Origin of the sequence: Algoriphagus iocasae (genome assembly GCF_014206875.1) — a bacterium.
GTDB classification, from domain to species: Bacteria; Bacteroidota; Bacteroidia; order Cytophagales; family Cyclobacteriaceae; genus Algoriphagus; species Algoriphagus iocasae.
In genome coordinates, this window is sequence record NZ_JACIJO010000001.1 from 652,474 (window position 1) to 669,596 (window position 17,123).

The 17,123-nt window shown below is 39.1% G+C and carries 15 protein-coding genes; 4 read left to right on the forward strand and 11 right to left on the reverse strand.

Features of this window, described 5'->3' with window-relative positions; all coding sequences use genetic code 11:
• The first annotated feature begins 12 nt into the window (after window positions 1-12).
• Window positions 13-3,120: a VPS10 domain-containing protein gene (locus FHS59_RS02800; protein ID WP_184492888.1), complete on the forward strand. Its 3,108-nt coding sequence runs from the start codon at window positions 13-15 to the stop codon at window positions 3,118-3,120.
• A gap of 2 nt (window positions 3,121-3,122) precedes the next feature.
• Here the strand turns inward: FHS59_RS02800 and FHS59_RS02805 are convergent, their stop codons facing one another.
• The 8 genes from FHS59_RS02805 to FHS59_RS02840 form a co-directional block, all read right to left on the reverse strand.
• The gene (locus FHS59_RS02805; protein ID WP_184492889.1) at window positions 3,123-4,580 is read right to left on the reverse strand and encodes an aldo/keto reductase; all 1,458 of its coding nucleotides are present in this window, start codon (window positions 4,578-4,580) and stop codon (window positions 3,123-3,125) included.
• A 3-nt stretch (window positions 4,581-4,583) separates the two neighbouring features.
• Window positions 4,584-6,062 (reverse strand): APC family permease, encoded by a 1,479-nt coding sequence (locus tag FHS59_RS02810; RefSeq protein ID WP_184492890.1) that lies wholly within the window; start codon window positions 6,060-6,062, stop codon window positions 4,584-4,586.
• A gap of 131 nt (window positions 6,063-6,193) precedes the next feature.
• Window positions 6,194-7,609 (reverse strand): SDR family oxidoreductase, encoded by a 1,416-nt coding sequence (locus FHS59_RS02815; RefSeq protein ID WP_184492891.1) that lies wholly within the window; start codon window positions 7,607-7,609, stop codon window positions 6,194-6,196.
• Window positions 7,610-7,786, reverse strand: coding sequence for a Lacal_2735 family protein (locus FHS59_RS02820; RefSeq protein ID WP_184492892.1), 177 nt, complete (start codon window positions 7,784-7,786; stop codon window positions 7,610-7,612).
• An 11-nt stretch (window positions 7,787-7,797) separates the two neighbouring features.
• Window positions 7,798-8,490 (reverse strand): SDR family NAD(P)-dependent oxidoreductase, encoded by a 693-nt coding sequence (locus tag FHS59_RS02825; RefSeq protein ID WP_184492893.1) that lies wholly within the window; start codon window positions 8,488-8,490, stop codon window positions 7,798-7,800.
• A 141-nt stretch (window positions 8,491-8,631) separates the two neighbouring features.
• Window positions 8,632-9,207, reverse strand: a complete 576-nt coding sequence (locus tag FHS59_RS02830) for a DUF1444 family protein (RefSeq protein WP_184492894.1) — start codon at window positions 9,205-9,207, stop codon at window positions 8,632-8,634.
• A gap of 158 nt (window positions 9,208-9,365) precedes the next feature.
• Window positions 9,366-10,088: a DUF2071 domain-containing protein gene (locus FHS59_RS02835; protein ID WP_184492895.1), complete on the reverse strand. Its 723-nt coding sequence runs from the start codon at window positions 10,086-10,088 to the stop codon at window positions 9,366-9,368.
• A gap of 254 nt (window positions 10,089-10,342) precedes the next feature.
• Window positions 10,343-11,785: a hypothetical protein gene (locus FHS59_RS02840; protein WP_184492896.1), complete on the reverse strand. Its 1,443-nt coding sequence runs from the start codon at window positions 11,783-11,785 to the stop codon at window positions 10,343-10,345.
• Between the two features lie 332 nt (window positions 11,786-12,117).
• Between FHS59_RS02840 and FHS59_RS02845 the strand changes: the two genes are divergently transcribed.
• Window positions 12,118-12,855 carry a phytanoyl-CoA dioxygenase family protein gene (locus FHS59_RS02845; RefSeq protein ID WP_184492897.1) on the forward strand — a complete coding sequence of 246 codons (738 nt, stop codon included), beginning with the start codon at window positions 12,118-12,120 and terminating at the stop codon, window positions 12,853-12,855.
• Between the two features lie 207 nt (window positions 12,856-13,062).
• The gene (locus FHS59_RS02850; protein ID WP_184492898.1) at window positions 13,063-13,290 is read left to right on the forward strand and encodes a hypothetical protein; all 228 of its coding nucleotides are present in this window, start codon (window positions 13,063-13,065) and stop codon (window positions 13,288-13,290) included.
• 119 nt (window positions 13,291-13,409) lie between these two features.
• On the opposite strand, the gene FHS59_RS02855 is transcribed toward FHS59_RS02850, so the two are convergent.
• The 3 genes from FHS59_RS02855 to FHS59_RS02865 form a co-directional block, all read right to left on the reverse strand.
• Window positions 13,410-13,709, reverse strand: coding sequence for a hypothetical protein (locus tag FHS59_RS02855; protein ID WP_184492899.1), 300 nt, complete (start codon window positions 13,707-13,709; stop codon window positions 13,410-13,412).
• A gap of 212 nt (window positions 13,710-13,921) precedes the next feature.
• The gene (locus tag FHS59_RS02860; protein WP_317168130.1) at window positions 13,922-14,776 is read right to left on the reverse strand and encodes an HAEPLYID family protein; all 855 of its coding nucleotides are present in this window, start codon (window positions 14,774-14,776) and stop codon (window positions 13,922-13,924) included.
• A gap of 216 nt (window positions 14,777-14,992) precedes the next feature.
• Window positions 14,993-15,328: a hypothetical protein gene (locus FHS59_RS02865; RefSeq protein WP_184492900.1), complete on the reverse strand. Its 336-nt coding sequence runs from the start codon at window positions 15,326-15,328 to the stop codon at window positions 14,993-14,995.
• 1,282 nt (window positions 15,329-16,610) lie between these two features.
• On the opposite strand from FHS59_RS02865, the gene tnpA reads away from it, so the two are divergent.
• Window positions 16,611-17,072, forward strand: a complete 462-nt coding sequence (tnpA, locus tag FHS59_RS02870; RefSeq protein ID WP_184492901.1) for an IS200/IS605 family transposase — start codon at window positions 16,611-16,613, stop codon at window positions 17,070-17,072.
• Window positions 17,073-17,123 lie beyond the last annotated feature (51 nt).

Here is a 17,123-nt window from a genome sequence, read left to right on the forward strand (position 1 = left end):
TTTCCAGTTTCTATGAATTTTAGGAATGCTCTTTTGCTGCTATTTTTTGCAATCACCCAATTTATATCTGCACAAACAACCGATCTATCGGGTCTTGAAAATTTAAATATCAGGAATGTAGGCCCAGCCAATATGAGTGGAAGGATTACTGCAATAGATGTGGTAACTGATAATCCTAAGATCATCTATGTTGGAGCTGCATCCGGAGGAGTATGGAAATCCGAAAATGGTGGATCTGCCTGGACTCCTGTTTTTGATGAGCAACCAACCCAAAATATCGGGGCAATAGCGATTCAGCAAAGTGATCCAAATGTCATTTGGGTGGGGACAGGTGAAGGCAATCCCAGAAATTCTATGAATCTAGGAATGGGGATTTTCAAAAGCGATGATGCAGGTAAAACTTGGAAACACTTGGGCTTGGAGCACACTAAGACCATTCACCGAATTTTGGTGGATCCTTCTGATCCCAATACTGTTTACGTAGGAGCCATGGGAGATCCATTCACTGAAAATGAACATCGAGGGCTTTATAAAACTACTGATGGAGGACAAACCTGGGAAAAGAAATTGTTTTCTAATAATCGCTCTGGTATTGCAGATTTGGTTATGCATCCAAATGATCCGAATATCCTTTTTGCAGCTTTGTATGAACACAAAAGGACTCCCTATTATTTTACCTCCGGTGGTTCAGGATCTGGTCTTTATGTTTCAAAAGACAAAGGAGAGACATGGGTAAAGCAAGGAGAAGATGAGGGCTTACCATCAGGAGATTTGGGTAGAATTGGATTGGCGATAGCATATTCCAAACCTCAAAGAATGTATGCGAAAATTGAAGCAGAGAAAAATGCAATTTACCGCAGTGATGATGGAGGCAATTCATGGGAGTTGATCAACGATAATCCAAGGTTTGCCAATAATAGACCTTTTTACTTCCAGGAATTGGCTGTGGATACCGAAGATCCTGATCGGGTTTATAATATTTATCAGCCCCTGTCTGTGAGTTATGATGGGGCGAAAACTTTTGATACAACACCAATGATTCCTGCTGATGAGACTAAAGGAATTCATGCAGATTTTCATGCTTTTTGGGTCAATCCGAATGATGCGAAACACTTTATCATTGGAGGAGATGGTGGATTAGGAATTACCTATGATCATGGGAAAAGTTGGTATTTCCCAGAGTCAATTCCCGTGGCGCAATTTTACCATGTGGATGTAGATCATGATGTTCCCTACAATGTGTATGGAGGGATGCAAGACAATGGTAATTGGTCAGGTCCAGCCTACACCTGGAAAAGAGGAGGGATCAGAACGCTCTATTGGCAGTATTTGGTAGGAGGGGACGGCTTTGATATTTCTCCAGATTTGGAAAATTCAAGGTTCGGATATGGCTCATCCCAAAACGGCGATTTATATAGATATGATAAACTGACGGGGTATTATGTAAGTATCCAGCCTCCTTCTATGGATGCGTCCACAATCTTGAGATTCAATTGGAATGCTGGTTTTGCAGATAATCCATTTGATTCCAACTCAGTTTATTATGGATCTCAATTTGTCCACAAGACCAATGACAAGGGAGCGACTTGGGAGATTATTTCACCCGATTTAACTACTAATAATCCGCTTCACCAAAAAGCTGATTATGGAGGGTTGACACTTGATGTGTCAGGTGCAGAACGTTATAATTCTATTTTGACGATTTCCCCAAGTGCTTTAGATGAGGATGTTATTTGGGTAGGAACAGATGATGGTCAAATCCAATTGACTAATGATTCAGGCAAAAGCTGGCAAAATCTAACTTCCAATATTCAGGGAATGCCAAATGAGGGTTGGGTGGCTCAAATCCACGCCTCTCGATATGAAAAAGGATCAGCTTGGGTCGTGGTAAATGATTATAGAAAGGGGGATTATGCGCCATATCTTTTTAAAACCACTGACTTTGGGAAAACCTGGACAAGGATGGTGGATGAAAGTATTGTGAAAGGATATGCACTGACTGTTATTCAGGATCCTGTGGAGCCAAAATTGGTATTCTTAGGGACAGAAAATGGGTTGTGGTTAAGTTTCGATGAGGGGGATAGTTGGGAGCAATTTCATAATGGATTTCCTTCTGTTTCCACTATGGATTTAAAAATTCAAGAGCCGGAATCTGCTTTGATCGTAGGTACTTTTGGCCGTGCTATTTGGGTTCTGGATGATTTATTGTCTTTAAGAGAAATAGCCTCCAATCGCCTAAAAGATGGACTTACGGCACTGCCAATGAATAACGCAGTTCAGGTAAAAGGCTTGTTCATCAACCCTCCGGGAAATATCTGGACTGGGTTCAATACGACTTTTGAAGGAGAGAATAAAGTATTCCAAAAATCGAAAATCCCATTTTACTTAAAGGGAATACCGGAAGAGAAGTCTATTATAAATGCAGAAGTTTTTGACTCGAAAAACACCCTGATCAATACATTGGAATCCAGTGAATTAGTGGAGGGGTTGAATTATATGATCTGGAAGTTAGATGAAGTTTCTTCTTCACCTTCTGGAAGAGGTTCGGATGAATTTTCCCGAAATATCCCTGTTTTGCCAGGAGATTATAAGATTGTTTTACATTATGGTGACTACAAAGATTCTACAACAGTCAAGGTAGTGCCAGACCCAAGGTTTGATTTTGATCCAAAAGTAGATGAACAACTTTATCAATATCGAAAAGCGGCTGATGCCCAGTTAGGGATAATAGCAGGACTTTTAAAAGATATCGATGGGAAAATCGAAAGGGTTGATGAATTGATCAAAAAACTAGAAGAAGAGGGCGAAGCTGAGGATTCAACACTTGTTTTGGCAAAAACGATGAAGCAGCAATTGAAAGACCTGAGGGCAAAAGGGCAAATCCCTAGACCGGAAAGACAGGTTGGGGCTTGGCAATCTTTTGAATCATCTCCTTATTCTAAAGTTCAAGATGCTTTAAAAATTGCTGCAGCGCAGACGAATGCACTTTCAACCCAACATCAAGAAATATTGGATCAAGCTTCTAAAATGGTGCAGGATTTTTCAAATACTGTCAATTCATTTATGGAAACAGAATGGAAGCCATTTGAATTAGTACTTGAGCAAGGTTCTGCCAATTAGATTTAAACGCCTTGCTGAAGAACTGCTTCTGCTTCAATTTCTACCAGATAGCCATCTCCAACTAATTTTGCTTCCACCAAGGTGTTTGCAGGATTGATATCCTTGAATCTTTCTCCATGAGCTCTGGCTACTGGCTCCCAGTCATTGATATTGTTGACAAAGATTCTTGTTCGTACCACATCCTCTAAGGAGCCTCCAAATGAAGTAAGAACTCCCTCAATCTTATCGATGACAAAATGAGCTTGTGCCGCAGGATCTTTACCGCCAATCATATTTGGACCATGTGTGGCGGTAGTTCCAGAAATATAAACTCGATTTCCATCTCTCACAGCTCGACAATATCCTGCATACTCCTCCCATTCAGTTCCACTAAAGATCTGTGATCTTTGTTCACTCTTTTTGACTGGAGTGAATGCTTTTGGAATGGTTTCTAAATGGTCACTCAAATCACCAGAGGCAGTTAAAAATGGAGGTTTTCTATATTCATCTCCACAGTCTCCTGGGATGGCTTTTAATTGACTTTGTGCTTTTTTTATTGACTCAATATCTTTTGAATCGAGGTTGATATCAAGTAACTTTTTATTGTCTTCGATGTGCTCGCTTTCACCAAGTCTCGCTCCCACGATAATAGAAGCGACTGTTGGGGATTCTAAAATATACCGACCAGCAATGTTCGCGACAGATGCATGATGCTTATCTGCCACGCTCTTGAGAGTTTCTAAGAGGTTTTGAAATGGAGTCCAGCCACCTGCTGCATCAATAAAACGCTTGTATTTCATTTGAGACCAGGTTTTGATTTCATCCTCCCTAGGTTCTGGTTTCCCGAGCCATTTGTCTGTTAAAAAACCACCTGCAAGCGTTCCAAAGGCTAATAGTTTAACATCGTAGGTTTCACAGACATTTTTCATTTGCTGGGAAGCCCTCTGATCAATAACAGAATGACACACCTGATTGCTCACGATGGGGATGCCACTGGCACAGGCAATTCTTAAGTGAGCAGCATCAAAATTGGTAACTCCCAGATGCTTGATCAACCCTTCCTTTTTTAGTTCCTTTAAGTAAAAAAGTCCATCCAGCCAGCTTGGATCAGGGTAAAACCAAGCATGAAACTGTAATAAATCAATGGAAGTTTGTTGCATCCTTTCCAATGCTATGTTTACTGCATTGTGGACATCCTCTCGACTGATTTTTCCCGGTTTTGGAACCCATTTGGTAAAGAGTTGAATGCTGTTTTTATCTTCAAGACTATTTTTGAAAGTTCCCGCAATGATTTCACTTGACCCATAATGGTCAGCCATATCAAAAGAGGTTAAACCGGCATCCATATATGCCTGCATATGCTTGGAAGTAGCAATAGGATCTAGCGTCTTCCCATCCCTTTCCATATCGGCGATTTGCCAAAGACCTGTTACTATTCTTGAAATTTTTAAATCTTCCGCCAATTCAATTTTTGCATTCATGTTTTATTCTTTTGGGAGTTCCAAAAACCGTTGTCTCAAATTAGGTTCTTTATCTTTTAATTGCTTCCACTTAAAAGCGAAAATGATACTTGCCAAGCCCATCACGATTAACCAAATAGGGGTGGAGTGAAAGTACCAAGCACTGGTAGTGGCAGTTAGGTCTTTATAGGTATGAATACCAAGAAAACCAGTGAGGGAAATTATTCCCGCCCAGCCTATCAAAAGCTGAATCTTCCTGCTTTTCAAAACTGAAATATCTTTTGCTATCAAAGGATTAACATTGGGGATTGTGATCAGTGTAATACACATCAATAGAAAATTCACCATCATGGAAGTGACCATTATGTCAATTCCCAAAAAGAAATCACCAGCAAAATGAGAACCCAAAACCCCTATGCTAGCCATAGCTCCTGCTACTAACAAAGCGACAAATGGCGTGTTGTTTTTGGGGTGGATTTTAGAAATTCCTTTTGGGAAAATCCCATCTTCTGACCAAGCAAACATCAGTCTGGAAACAGATAGTAACATGGCAGGCAAATCATTGATCAAAGCAATTGCGGCGCCTACAATGATGGCTATTCCCAAGCCAGAGGGTAGCACGTAACTCAATAATCCTGGTGCAGAAATATCCTTAATCATAGCCTCTTCCGCGATAAAACTCCAGGGGATAATATGATAAACAGAAGCCGAGAAAAGGAAATAAAAGATCCCAACGCCAAGTATGGCCAGGACGATTGCTCTAGGTAAATTTTTAGTAGGATTTTTGGCCTCTCCTCCCGCTTGGGCAATGGAGTCAAAACCGATGAAACTAGAAAAAAGAAGAGCTGCCGCGGACAAAAATACCCGCAAATCAAACTCAGTTTCAGTAGTTGGTAAAAAGGTTCTTGCTTCCTTTTTTTGTAGAGCAGTTAAAAAATCACTTGAGTCAAAAAATAAACCTGAAATAATTACAATTCCACCCAAAGCAAACATTAAAAACATCATGGGTAAGACGATCTTCTCATAGGTTTTAATCCCTCGAATATTGATCATAACAAACCCCCATATAAAGCTCAATGCAAGACCAACTCTTACCCAGCCGATCTCGAGTGTCCTTGATATACCTTCCCAACCAAAACTAGAGGTGATATCACGAATAAAAGGGACAGTCAGATAAGAAATAACCCCAATTACAATAGATAGCCCAAACCATTGGGAGAAGCTGGCGACAAAACCTAAATAGGGGTTTAGACCTCGGCTTGCATAGATATAACTTCCTCCGGCTCTTGGCATGGCGGAGGAAAGGATGCCATAGGCAAAAGCTGCAAAAAGTGCGGGAATTGCTGCAAATAGAAAAGCTGGTAAAACATAGGGTCCAATGCCTGGGACATTCCGCTGGATCATAAATGGAACCACGTTGATGGAGGCTCCAAGCATAGAACAGACTCCGGTGGCAATTAAAGCTAAAAGCCCCATTTGTCGAGTCAATTTAGGGTTGCTCACAGAGGAGAGGTGGTTAATTTATTTCTAACTAGATTGAAAAAGCAAAATATGTTTTAATCATCAGAAATAATGATTTTTCTGATCTTTTCAGTTGTAAAATTAACGCTGAGATAAGGAACTGCTCTCTTTAATCATTGACTTAGGAACCGAAGCATTCCATTGAAAATAAAGCCATGAAAAGGGAGAACAGCATACCAATAAAGGCGCCCAGAAATACCAGAAGGACGAAAAGTTGCTGTTTGTTTGAGTTCATTGTTTTTCAGTTCAAATTCCAACCAAGCTTCTCCGGGGAGTTTCATTTCGGCAAACAACAATAGTCGCCCTTCCTCCTTATTTGCATAGAGCACCCGCCAAAAGTCCAAAGCATCCCCAGGCAACAGCCTCGACGGATGTGTTCTCCCTCTTCTGAGCCCTACACCTCCAAAAAGCTTATCCAGAAAACCTCTGGACTTCCAAAGCCAGTTGCCATAATACCATCCATTGTCCCCGCCGATTTGCCAGATTTTTTCCTTGGTGATTTTAGGATCATTTACTGTTTTTGATCTGATATCTTTAAAACAACCGTATTGAGGAACAGAGTGGCTTAAATCTATCTTTTGATCGATCACTCCACTGCTCCAGGAGTCCTTCCAACTGGATAGAATCTCGTTTCCTTTGATTTTGTAAAGGGTTTTCTTTAAAGCGGTTTTATAGTCGATGGGCTCAATTCCCAAAATTTCATTGATATTGCTGGGCTGGCAGATGACCTCAACTTTCATACTGCTGACCAAAGCCGTGGCGAGTTTGTAAGAGGTAGAGGTTACAAAATAGAGCCAGTAGGAGGATAGTCTTGGAGTCATCACCGGGACAATGAAGATCTTACGCTCCAGTCCTCGGGCTTCTGCAAATCCCAATAACATTTCCTTGTAAGTAAGGATATCTGGTCCACCAATATCAAAACTCTGATCAAAGACTTCTTCTTTGCCGAGAGCTTTTTGAAGGAATGAAATCACATCTCCAATTCCGATTGGCTGGCATTTGGTTTTCAACCATTTCGGAGTGATCATGACCGGGAGTTTTTCAACTAAATCACGGATGATTTCAAAAGATGCACTGCCAGAGCCAATGATGATTCCGGCTCTAAAAGTGGTGAAATGGTAGGTCCCTTTTTTGAGTTCTTCTTCTACCGCTTTTCTCGAAGAAAGATGTCTCGAAAGTGAAGATTCATTGACTATCCCACTAAGATAAATGACGTGTTTGGCGGTAGTTTCATTGATGACTTGTCGGAAATTTGTCGCGCATCTCATTTCCAATTCTTCGTAATCCGAGGATGCAGCCATGGAATGCAGCAAATAATAAGCAGCATCGATGTTTTTTGGAATGCGATGCAAAGTTTCCTTTTCCAGAAAATCCACTTCAATGATTTTGATCTGAGAATGAAGATCAGATTCGGGATTAAAGCGGCTGGAATCTCTCACACAGCAGATAACCTCATGTCCTTTTTCTAAAAGAACTGGTAAGAGTCGTTTGCCAATGTATCCGGAAGCTCCCGCTAAAAGAATTCTCATTTATGCTTTTGACTGTTCCAATTTTTTTATTTGGTCGAGGACTTCTTCTGCCTCGGCTTGCTTCTTATCACTCGCAGTTCTGTTGACTGTCGAAAGCTTATAAGCTTCCTCTTGGAGCTTTTTGTATTTCTCCTGAAGAAGCTCCATTTCTGATTTCTTTTTGAATAATCCGAACATTGTTTTTTTGATTAATTGATGCTTGACATTCCTCCATCGACATGGAGAATTTGCCCAGTCATCCAGGATGATTGATCTGATAAGAGAAAGGCTGCCATCTCTGCAATGTCTTCCGGAGAACCAATTTTTTTAAGTGGATGCCTCTGTGCATTTGCTTCTTTTTTCTCTTCAGATGCCAAAAGCTTGGATGCCAAAGGCGTATCGGTGATAGATGGAGCAATGGCATTTACCCGTATCGAAGGAGCAAATTCTGCTGCCAAGGATCTTGTTAAACCTTCAATTGCCCCTTTAGAGGCGGCAACCTGCGCATGGAAGTTAAATCCTTTTTGTACAGCGACAGTTGAGAAAAGCACGATCGATGCATTTTCTGAAGCTTTCAAAAGCGGTAATACTTTTTGAATTACCTGGATGGCTCCAACGACCTGAAGGGAATAATCTGAAAGAAAATCTTCTGCTTTGATTCTGGCGAAAGGCTTTAAGTTGATGCTTCCCGGGCAATAGACAAGACCATCTAATTTTTCAGGTAAGAAGCTTAAATCCAGTTCTGAATCCAGCACATCAAATTGGATAAAGTTTATGTTTTCCGAAGATTCAACCAGGGTTTGATTATAAGTTCCAAAAACCTGATTTCCATTTTTAGATAAACTGTTGGCTAGAGCTTTTCCTATTCCAGAAGAAGCACCGATAATCAATATGTTTTTCAAATGAGTTGAATTTTAATAAAGTAAATAGCCGATACGGGGCAAAGTTATTTACTTGGTCAACCCAGAAGAGGAGGGATTTGTTTTTTGAGGAATTCGATTGGTGGTGTATTGTGAAACATTTTGTTGGCAGCTGGCCTTTCTTCATTCATCTTGTCCCCATAAACTCCAACTACTTGTCTGTCTGTCGAAATTATAAAGTTGTTTTGTCAAAAGTCGATCACCGTATTCAAAAATGTCGGTCACCATTTCTTTTAATTTTTCAATCTTCTCACTGTCATTTTCTGGAACCATCATCACCATGTCTTTTGCAGGAATTGCAACTATTAAATTGTCGTTTACATTTTCTGCACACCAATCCCATAGGTTGGTCAAACATATCGAACCTGCCTCATGGTCACCTCCTGCGATCAGTCCGTGTCCCCCAAAATTTGTGTTGGTAAATTTATATTCAATATCGCGTTGTAAATTGTCTAACGAAACTTCGTGTATGCGGTCAATAGTCCAATATTCAGTCAAGTCCCTTGCCTGAATAAGTGAGAAGTTATCGCCCATGTCCACTGCATAAAATATTGCAAGATTACCCAACCACCTTTTTATTATCGGTTCGTCCTCCTTAGCAAATTCAATCTCGTGGATTGAGTCAGGAACTATTTCTCCTGGTTCATAAATAACTTTTATCCACGGATATACTTTGTCTTTTATTTCGTCAATTATCATAGAACTCTAATTTGTCCGAAAGGCTTGCTGCAAACGTTTAGTATATGAAAAGTAGGCGATTTCGAAGCACTTAACTGTCCGCCCGAAACGAACTTGGTTAAGAGCCGAAAACTTTCGGAAACCAGCGTCCGCCCTATGTTTTATGCCCATTGTTGGGCTTAGTGTTTCTTTATTTCTTTTAAACTTTTCCACTCGTGTTCAATGCTTTTCATCAGTAGTGCGTTATCAAATTTGACTGTCCCTTTTGGAAAAATGGTCTCGTCTTCAAAGAAAGTCGACCTTACTTCCGAAACTGTTAGTGGCTTAACTTTCCATTCATAGGTTTTCAATTCAAGTCCATCAAAAGTCTCACCGATTTTGTCTGGCGAATAACTTACTGCACCTTTCTCAAAGAAGTCTGAAGCACACTCCAAACTTTCAAAAACGCTGTCTTTGTTCCAATTAGTAGATTCTTTGGCTTTAATTGACAGAAACGTCTTGTCGTCACTCGTGAACTCTACTGAATAGTTTCCATTTTCTTCGTTAACCGAAAAGTCAGCAAGGTGATGAATACCTGGGAAAATTCGTCCGCCTGCAAGTGAGTTCAATTTTGATGATGTGTCTCGTCTGGGAATGAAAACACCTTGTTTGGTCTGTCCGTTTTCTGTCCACTCAACTGCAATTCGATGAGCACCATTCTCAGATGATATTCCAACAGTTTTCGGAAGTCCTTTTGGTCGGATGTTTTTTAGTCTTATTAGGCAAATTCCAACCACTCCTTTATCATTTACGAGTTTAGGTCGAAATGGCTCAGGCAAATATTTAGTCAGCACGTCTTTGTCAACTTGGTAGTTGATTAAAATTCGTCTGTCAATTGTTCCTATGATTGTCGGAATTTTCATTTTTTTCCATTAAGCCCAATACTTGTATAAACCCCAGTTCTACCTATCTATTGCGTCTATTTCTCAATTGTCCACGATAGGTTTTAGGATTGCTGAAACCAAATTAAGGATTTAGGAGGATTTGTGGCTAAAGGGAAAACTAAATTTTCTATAAAAGTTTAAATCCATTATTTCGGGGGATTTGTTTTAGGTGAATTTTGCTGATGTTGACATTGAGAAGGAAGTTGGTTTCAACTCATTGAAATACATCCCACTTATTCTCCCCTCTGAATATATTTGGTGATGCAGTGTACTACGCCCTGTCTTTTTGCGAAGCTGTTAAAATCGCCAAGTTGATGAACTGTAAATCCAAAACTTTCCCAAAGGTCTTTCATATGTGTATCCAACACGGATAATTGAGAGAAATCACCATGTCCAAAAGTGGGTAAGTACACATGCTTTCCAAACTTCTCACTGTTTTCTACCAAACAATTATTGCAGGTAATGTGATGCCAATTTCTTACCGAAACCGAATCGTTTTCTCTCGCGCCGAGGCTATACAAGTCTTTTAATGCACTGTTGATATCCTTGTCATCCGGGTTTTGAATAGCCAGATTTTGTAAATAGGAAATAGAGATTTTTCTGCCTGTAAATTCAGGAAAGTGTACGAGCGGATTCCTATGAACGATGATCCCTTGTTTTTTGAAAGATCGGGCAATTTCATCATAGGCCGCTTGTAGGTTGTGAGGTTTGTCAGGAAGTCCCAAAAGCTCATTTCCTAACTTGGGCGAACCCACCATCATCTCAAATTTTCCATCTTCATTTTTCCCGATTAAGCTAATGAACATGTCAATGTGAAAAATAGGTTGGTAGGGACCTGTTCCTGCTCCGACGATATCTAAAATAAAATCTTGGTTTTCCTTCGACCCAACGTAGGCTGCCAGTGGGATTTTCTTTTTAGTTCCCGCCACAAACATGGGACGGTTTTTATCAACATAATCTGAAAAAGTCTTGCGGACTACATCTTCCACTTTTTCATCTGGTTTTACTTTTAGAGGAAGGGTCTGATCCAAAATCATATCAATGGTGTCCTGATAATAATCTTTTCCCAAAATCCAGAAATCATCTGCTATCAGGCAATTTCCTCCCTGAAAAATCAATGGAGCCTGACTTGCATTCAGGGTGGTGTATTCTTCAATGCTGTCAGCGAGAAGTTGATCTCCGGATCTCGGAAACTCCCAAGGCTCCATCAAGTAAAAAGTATTGTCAAAAGCATCTTTGAGCGATAAATAAGCATCCTCTGCCCAATCTGTAAAATCTACATAACTAGGAATAGGAACCCAGGAAATGGCTTCTGAGGAATGTCCTACGGAAAAGAACCAACTTTCGATAACCTCTCGATCTTCTTCATAATGTGCGATGATGAATTTTGTACCAACCCGAAGTTCTCGAATGATCGATTGATAGGCATCTGTTCTTTCTGATCGGCCGAAATGTGGAACCGAGGGAAATGCAAATAAAATGCACTCAATTCCACCTCTATAGGAACTTGTTAATTCTGGAACCTGTAGCCCTGGAGTGGGCTGTAAATCTTTGGTTTCAAAACCTACCGAACTGGTAGCTCCTCTGGTTCCGGAGGTTTTTAGTTTGTCACCAAAGATCCTCATGTCTTTTGGAGCATCAGGATTGATTGCAAAAAAGATGGATTGGTTGATCATTTTGAAAAGTTTGTAAATGAAAAAACACAGAAATAAAATTTAGCACCTTTCTTACTGAATTCAAAGTCTTGGTTCAAAAGGGTAGGTGAGGATTGGTTTGATTATCAGGATTCTAAGTAAGGTTTCATCGGGTGATTTATTAAGTTTTCCAGAAAATCAAATCCATGTTCAATACGAACAAAAGTGGAGGAAGTGTCATGATTTTATTTCTGACTCTTATGAAATTTTGAAAATTCAACCTTAAATTAATCGAACTGAAAATCTGCTGGCAATGGACTTTTTGTTTTGGAATTCCAGCTTTCGGATGTTTAGATTTTGAATGGAAGATAATTATGCTGACAAAAGAAGAAATCGAGTTTTTAGATACCAATGGCTACCTGAATTTAGGTCAGTTGTTGAGTGCGGATCAAGTTCAAGAGATCAATAAAAGAATTGAGGATTTGATGTGGGCTGAAGGAGAAAATGCAGGAGCGGAATTGGCAGAATCAAAGTATATCCGCCATCCAAAAGAAGAAGGGGCAGATCGTTTGGCGGATTTGGTAAACAAGGGGCCTGTTTTCGATGTTTTTTATACCCATCCTCGGGTGCTGGCTGGTATTGAAGCAGTTTTGGGTCAGGCTTTTAAATTATCATCCCTGAACTATCGTGCTGCAAAGCCTAAAAATGGCCTCCAGAAACTACATGTGGATTGGAAAAACACGGTAGTGAATGGAGCCTATCAAGTTTGTAATAGCATTTGGCTTTTGGATGATTTTACCGAGCATAACGGTTCAACCAGAATTGTGCCTACTTCCCATAAATGGCCTTCCTTACCGGATGAGGCCATGGAAGATCCTTTTGAAAAGCATCCCGAAGAGATAAGGATAATTGCACCGGCAGGTTCTGTTTTTATTTTTAATTCGCATGTTTGGCATGGTGGAACGATGAATGAAACGGATAAGGTAAGAAGGAGTATTCACAGTTACTTCTGCTCCAAAGAACAACCTCAACAGATCGATCAAAAGAAATATATCACAGAAGAAACCTTATCCAGAGTAGGGGAAAGGGGAAGAGCGATTTTAGATGTGTGATTTCAATTTTTCACATTCATTCCAGCTGCCAAATGTTCTTTGATAAACAGGCTAGAAGGCCGATGAGCGAAGATGGTAGGTTTCAGAAATAATCAAGATTGTTAATGCCTGCTAATCTTTAGTCTGTGCTGAAAAAAAATAGGAGGTAAATAATATTTTAATTTTTACGTTCTTAATATTCACTTTATTATCAAAAACTATCTAATTATGTTACATCAGATCATTAATTCTTCTTTTGGGTTGCCACTTTTTGTTTCTGGAAATAAGGAAGATGAGGTAGACAAAGGGACCAATCGTAAAACTCCGGGAAATTCCGAGGGAGCTAAGCCCCCTTCAAAAAAGGATTACGAAGAAATTAAGAGGGAAAATGACCAAGAGAAAGAGATTCAACATAAAAAATCGGAGAATCAAAAAGAAGACAAAAACAGAAATTAAAGGTTGTCTTCTTGGGCTTTTTCTACCTAAAACTAAAAGTTGACATAATATTCAATCTAGTAACATTATCAGCAAAAAAAAGCAAATCATTTATCCAGTAATTAATTGATTCCAATTCGCTAGGTGTTTTTAGAAGGTTTATTTTCTTCCAAAATTGCCTCCAGATTTTTGGCTCTTTTTGCATCATCGGCCCAATAGTAAAGTTTAGCCGCTTTTTCACCTGCTTTCTCCACAAAACCAGTCTTGTCAATCTTGGAGAGCCAGCCTATAAATTTTCTAACGAATGGAAGGTAAGGAGCTATTAAGAGTGAGGAAAGCGCAATCAAGAGCCATCCCAAAGGAATAAAAGGCACCATCATGGAGGCTAATCCTGCGATAAAAACCAAAAATGCTATTCCAGGTATGATATATTTTTTCACAATTAAAAGATACGTAGGAGAATAGAAAAGTTGTGGGTTTTTGACTTTTAATTAGGGAAGGCCGATTTAAAAATCATTTTTTTACATAATTCTGGTAGTAGTTAAGGGTTCTTTTCCACTGAGGCAGTTAAATCTGAGGCTGTCCAGATGAATTGGACAGCCTCATTTTATTTGAAAAATGAAAAGGTATTTTAATGCTGGTTCAACAGAATTTATTTGTGCCTAGGCTCATAAATTAACCTTACAAATGAACTGAGTCGTTCATTGCCTTTCTGAACCGGGATTCCGGCGACAATTCCTACCATTAGGTTTTCGCTGATTCCCACACGCATCTGTGGACGTATGATGGTTTTGAGCTCTTTATTGTCAATAGTCTGGTTAAATTCAACTCCAATAAAATTTCTCGTACCTGTAATCATGTAGTGAAAACTCGTATTAATATCATAGGTTGTGTGCAGTTTCCCAAAGCTAAAATCCTGATGAAACATAGGCCCTGTGTAGATAAGTGTGTGGTAATTACTGCCCCAGCGTTTGGCGACTACGAGAAAAGGATTGTACACATTACCTCTGATAATGGGATTTCCAAAGTTTCTGAAATCAGAGATTTCAAATTCGTTGATATATCCCAACGCCATAGACGTTGCATGTGGCGCGCTGACTAAAAAGGTCCATTGGGCAGCCAGTTTTAGACTTTTCAGATGATTTGACGGAACAGATTCCCTTTCTGAACCATTTGTAGGTGCATAAAATGTAAATGGTAATTCTACTTCAAGACCTAATCTATCGATAGGAGCCCATTCGTATTCTATCAGAGCTTCGTATGAATCGAACATTAAATTATCAGTCAGACCCAGACCAACATTCCATTCCTTTTCCCCTTTTCTGGCTCCTAGATCCCTAATCAGATCTATGTAAAGGGGCTCGGCATGGAGTACTTTTTCAGGTTTTTGGAGTTCTTCTACTTGAAGGATGTAAAGACTGTCTTTTTCTGAATTTTCAGTTTGAGAAAATGAATAATTAATTGAAATAAAGAGAGATATAATAATTGATAGATATATTGTTTTCACTAAATAGTTGATTTAAATAGTTGAGTTAGATTGAGGTATTCAACTACCTGAGGGCATAAAAACCACTTTTTAGCTCGATTTTGAAATAGAAAATTAGCAAGCTTTAGAAGCCTGATTGTTTGATACTGCATAGCAATAACATCCTCGATTAAGAATTTGCTAAATGAGATTTTAAATTACTCGAAATGATAGTTGATTGTGATTTTGAAAAAAATATCAACTATTTGGGGGAGGGGAATCAATATGATGAAAGCCTATGCTAAGGGCTATCTTAAGATCTGAAAATCGAGTTTCAACTTCAAAAGGTGAATTTAAAAGCTGTTGAAGTTCAGCAGGATTATGCAGGGCCAAAACTACTTTTTGGACGCTTTTATTGTTTTGTTCTTCCCCATCTGGATCATCAAACTCTTCAAAAGTATCCTCGAAACCCAAAACTGTTTCTACCAAGACTTCAACAATACTTTCCTGGTCGTTAATAGTTAGATCTTCTGCGATATGTGGGGATTTTGGGTCAGGAGTATCGGCACTGAGATTAAAAATATACAATCCCATCAAAACCCATAAAAATTTTACACATGCACTATTTCTTAGTGTTTGAATCACATTGCAATAATAGTGATTTTCCTTTTGTCTAGTGATTTGTTAAAAACCCATATTTCAAGGTTAGTTTCTAAATCATTAGAAAAAGATATTTCTAATTGGGTCAAACGTCGTATCAAAGGTCAGCTGAGTAATAGTCTTAAGCATTATACAATCCCTAGATATACAGAATAAAAAATCAGACCTCCTACACTTCCTGATAGTCTGGCTAGGATTGAGTTAGTGATTCTTGCTATGCTCTTACTGGTTGATATACAGATGAATATAGCTTTTTGTGATTAAGATTAATAGATAATTTTAATAAAAATTAAATTTTAAGCATAGTATAAACTATATAAGAGCAATTTTATAATGTTCTTATACTGTTTAATTATTGATTTTATATTGGTCATGGTATAGTTTTAATTTAAAGAATATATACTTTTTTTGACTGGATTTATAAAGCGTCGATAGGGTTTATACCTGGAAGATGGCTAGGTAAGGCAGGAAAATTATTATGGTAGGTTAGCCTACAGGCTCATTGTTGCCTTTTTGCCGTTATGTATGGCCGATAATGGCAAATGACAATCCAATATTGGATTTGTTGGTGAGGTGGTATCGTCCGTCCCTCTGGGACTTTTTTTGCTATGTTGTTATTCAAATTCCAGAGGTTGAAACCTCTGGCTAGGATATAGTTCGTCCCGCTGGGACTGTGGAGGAGTAGAAAGAATGTTTATTCGTAATTACCATAAATTAGCTAGCCTTCGATTATAGAGATTTCTGAGTTCTCAATGCCGTTAGGCATGATCGATTACCTAGCCAGTCATTTCAATGGCTGGATCTAAAGAAGGTTAATGGTTCAAAAAAATGCCGTAGGCATGGCCGATATTTGAAAATGACAATCCAATATTAGATTTGTTGGTGAGGTGGTATCGTCCGTCCCTCTGGGACTTTTTTTGCTTTGTTGTTATTCAAATTCCAGAGGTTAAAACCTCTGGCTAGGATATAAGCCGTCCCGCAGGGACTGTGGAGGAGTAGAAAGAATTTTTATTCGTAATTACCATAAATTAGCTAGCCTCGATTATAGAGATTTCTGAGTTCTCAATGCCGTTAGGCATGATCGATTACCTAGCCAGTCGTTCGAATGCCTGGAAAAAAAGAATGAGGTTTTTATAATAATGCCGTAGGCCTGCATACCGGAGACAGGTATGGCCGATATTGATTAAATTAGTTTGAACAAGTAGTATGATCTATTATGCCAAATACCTATTCAAAGATGTATTGTCAGGCAGTTTTTGCTGTCAAATACAGGAAAGCAGTCATTCAGGATGTTTTTAAGAGCGAGCTTTACGGAGTGATAGGAAACCTGATCAATGAGACTGGAGCGAAAACCTTAATTGTAAATGGACATTTTGACCATGTTCATTGTTTGTTCCAGTTCTATCCCAAGCAAGCTGTTTCTGAGATCATGAAAAGTTCAAAAGCAAAATCTTCCAAGTGGTTAAATGAGTCAAAGCTTCTTGATCATAGGTTTGAATGGCAAGCTGCTTTTGGTTCCTTTACCTATAGTGAAAGGGAGATCTCATCTATTTTTGAATATGTGAAAAATCAGGAAAAGCGCCATCAAAAACTGACGTTTGGAGAGGAATATTTTGAGATGTTAAAGGCTCATAAAATTGATTTTTTGCCAGAATTCCTTTTTAAAGAGCTGGAATAAATATCTCTATGGGTTAAAACCTCTAGCTAGGATATGGGTCGTCCCAATGGG